The organism is Wenyingzhuangia sp. (genome assembly GCF_039768515.1).
GTDB lineage: Bacteria > Bacteroidota > Bacteroidia > Flavobacteriales > Flavobacteriaceae > Wenyingzhuangia.
Window position 1 is genome coordinate 1 of sequence record NZ_JBDNAI010000107.1, and the last position, 3,146, is coordinate 3,146.

Consider the following 3,146-nt stretch of genomic DNA (forward strand, 5'->3'; position numbering starts at 1 on the left):
AATGTCATTAATTTGTTTTGATAATAGCAGTCTATGGGTAATAATTCCTCTTTATCGTATTCTTTAACATCAATGAATTATGGATCATTTTTTAATCAACTAACATTTTTAGCAGAAAATTACCAGTGTTTTACAGGATCAAATTTTGTTTTAACGAACGAACTAACGAGAAAAACAGAAAAGTATTTTAAAAGCCATTTATGCCCTGAACTGTTGTATACTTCATAGTGAACCTTTTTTCAGGATTAATGATTTTATAAGCGGACTGAACCGCTAAGGTGGCTTCATGAAAACCACATAAAATAAGTTTAAGCTTTCTAGGGTAAGTGTTGACATCTCCCACTGCAAAGATGCCAGGAATATTCGTTTGGTAGTCTAGGGTATTATCAACTACAATAGCATTTTTTTCAATTTCCAAACCCCAATTTGAGAGGGGACCAAGTTTGGGTGAGAGACCAAAAAGAGGAAACCAATAATCGGTAGCTATGAGAGTTTTATGCCCTTCCTTATTTGTGATTTCTATTTCATCAAGCAGTTCTTTTCCTTTGAGATTCGTTACTTCAGAAAAAGTGTGAATTTCAATTTTCCTTTTCTCCTGAAGAGCATAAACATTATTTACAGAGTCTTTATGAGCACGGAAACTATCCGAGCGATGAATCAAGTGTATTTTCTCAGAACTTTTTTGAGCAAAATAGAGTGCCCAATCTAGTGCAGAATCTCCACCTCCAGAGATAACAATTTTCTTGTCTAGATAAAGATTAGGATCTTTTATCATATATTCAACTCCCTTTTTTTCATAGAAGGGCAAAGAATCTAATTTGGGTTTTCTCGCTTCAAAACTACCAAGACCTCCTGCAATAATGACTACTGGAGCTTTGTGAAGCGTCCCTTCATTGGTTGTTACTAAAAAAGATAGGTCTTCTAATTTCTCTATGTCTTCTGCTCGTTCTCCAAGGGTATATCCAGGTTGAAAAGGTTCAATTTGTTTTTCTAAATTATCAATTAAATCTCCTGCTAGCACACTGGGAAATCCAGGAATATCATAGATGGGCTTTTTAGGATATATCTCCTTCAATTGACCGCCTGGTTGTGGAATAGAGTCAATAATATGACAACGCAGCTGCATTAAACCAGCTTCAAAAACAGTAAACAGACCTACAGGCCCCGCTCCGATTATTAATATATCTGTTTGAATCATTTTAAGGAAGTAAAGATTTAGTTATTGAATTCATTTCTTTTACTTTATGGGCAAAGTCGTCCTTTAAAGTAGCTCTGTAGTTTTGGAGGGTGTCAAGTAATTCGTCAACTTCTTCTGGAAGTACAGCTTCAAGCCATTGTCTTATTCTTTTGGCGAGGGTGGGGGACTTGCCGTTTGTTGATATAGCAATTTTAAGATTTCCTTTTGTAACGATTCCTCCCATATAAAAGTCGCACCATTCAGGACAGTCTGCTACATTGACAAGGATTCCTTTTTGACGGCAATCTTTTTGAATTTGTTCATTTAACTCTGGATTGTCTGTACAGGCAATGACAATATTTTTTCCTTCCAAATCTTTTAATTCATAAGGTTTTAAATCTACATGAACATCTTTGTCTTGAATAAAGGAATTTGTTTCTTCTCGTACCATAGTGGCAATCATGTGGACGGAAGTATTTGGACTTGATTTATAGAGAAACTCTAGTTTTTCTAAGGCTACATTTCCCCCTCCTACTATTAAAAAATTTAAGCGGTTTGTTTTAAGGAAAATAGGATATAAAGGATTTAAATGATGCATTTAAGTGCGTTAATGGGATTTTTAAATTTAGTTACGGCGTCAGTTACTGCAGGTCCAAAAAATAGGGTCGCTGGATTTTTTATTTCATTTGATTCAACTTCTTCAACGACCTTGTCTATAGTTGAAACTAAACTTCGCTCTGCCGTAGTTGTTCCATTTTGTATTACAGCTACAGGATAATTTTTCGTTTTTAACTTTTTAAAGAGTGCTATGATTTCTGGGAGGTGTTTCATTCCCATCAGTATAATCACAGTAGCACTTGATTGAGCGGCTAAATATAAATCATCAGCAAATTTTCCATCTTCGGTATGTCCAGTAACAACCCAAAAGCTTTGATGTGCTTTTCGTTTTGTAATTGGAATTTGGTGACGAGCTGCAATTCCAGCATAAGAGGATATCCCTGGAATTATTGTGGTTGATATATTGTGTAAATGAGCACTCTCAAGTTCTTCAGTTGCCCGACCAAAAACAAGAGGATCCCCTCCTTTCAATCGCACTACATTTTGTCCTTTAAGGGCATGTTTGACTATCAGTTGATCAATTGTAGATTGAGGAGTGTGAACACTTCTACTTCTTTTTCCAACAAATATTTTTTCTGCTTTAGAGTTATAATTCAATAAAGCAGGTGATATTAATGCATCATAAAAAATAACCGAGGCAGTTTCTATCGCTTTTACCGCTTTTAGTGTTATTAATTCTGGATCTCCAGGACCTGCACCTACTAATGTTATAGAACCCTTATTATTCATTGTTCGAAGCTGTTTTTTTGATCCAATCCAAATGTGTTGTTGTCCATTCGATAAATTGTAAAATATTGATTTCACTACAATCTGCATCGGTATTTTTCTTCAAAGCAGATTCGAAACTAAGGTCAAAATGGGTTTCATATTCTGGGAAATGCAAGTCAAACCCTTGGGTAATTGATGCGTGACTATTTGTTTTGGCTTGTTTAGATGTAAGTAAGGCTTTACTAGCTCTAACAACACTGTTGTAACAATGGTATTGAGCATCCTTCAATTTTTTCTCTTTATAAGCATGTTTTGCCCAACCCAAAGACTCTCCAGCATCAAACAATAAAGTTTGTACAAGATCGATTGTTACTCCCGCACATTCTCCAATACCAATTGCTTTGATGTATTTTTCTGAATTTCCCCAGTCAATATAATCTTCAGCTACAAGATCATCTGTAGATGAAAAGGATTTTAAATTCTGATAAAAATAGTCTGTTGTTTTTCGGTCGTAGTAAGAAAGAAAATCTTCATTGCTTAATCGCGAGTTTTCAAAATCAAGCAATATCCATCGCAATACTTTAGGGGTTCTTTTCGCTGGAATTTTAAGCACTTTATCAGCAAACCTCCCCTTGCCGTTTTC

General features: G+C 35.3%; 3 protein-coding genes and 1 pseudogene. All 4 read right to left on the reverse strand.

The features are described 5' to 3' along the window. Positions 1–187 precede the first annotated feature (187 nt). A complete protein-coding gene (locus ABF281_RS07140) occupies positions 188–1,198 on the reverse strand; it encodes an NAD(P)/FAD-dependent oxidoreductase (protein ID WP_347180992.1) in 1,011 nt (336 codons plus the stop codon). 1 nt (position 1,199) lies between these two features. Next, positions 1,200–1,775: a bifunctional precorrin-2 dehydrogenase/sirohydrochlorin ferrochelatase gene (locus ABF281_RS07145; RefSeq protein ID WP_347180993.1), complete on the reverse strand. Its 576-nt coding sequence runs from the start codon at positions 1,773–1,775 to the stop codon at positions 1,200–1,202. Continuing rightward, complete coding sequence (gene cobA, locus ABF281_RS07150) at positions 1,763–2,524, reverse strand: uroporphyrinogen-III C-methyltransferase (RefSeq protein WP_347180994.1); 762 nt, start codon at positions 2,522–2,524, stop codon at positions 1,763–1,765. The genes ABF281_RS07145 and cobA overlap by 13 nt, the downstream gene beginning before the upstream one ends. After that, positions 2,517–3,146, reverse strand: a pseudogene (locus ABF281_RS07155) (nitrite reductase); the annotation flags it as partial. The pseudogene ABF281_RS07155 and the gene cobA, both read right to left, overlap by 8 nt.

Coding starts and splice junctions, on each gene's coding strand:
- ABF281_RS07140 (WP_347180992.1), bottom strand. CDS start 1,198: ATGATTCAAACAGATATATTAATAATCGGAGCGGGGCCTGTAGGTCTG.
- ABF281_RS07145 (WP_347180993.1), bottom strand. CDS start 1,775: ATGCATCATTTAAATCCTTTATATCCTATTTTCCTTAAAACAAACCGC.
- cobA (WP_347180994.1), bottom strand. CDS start 2,524: ATGAATAATAAGGGTTCTATAACATTAGTAGGTGCAGGTCCTGGAGAT.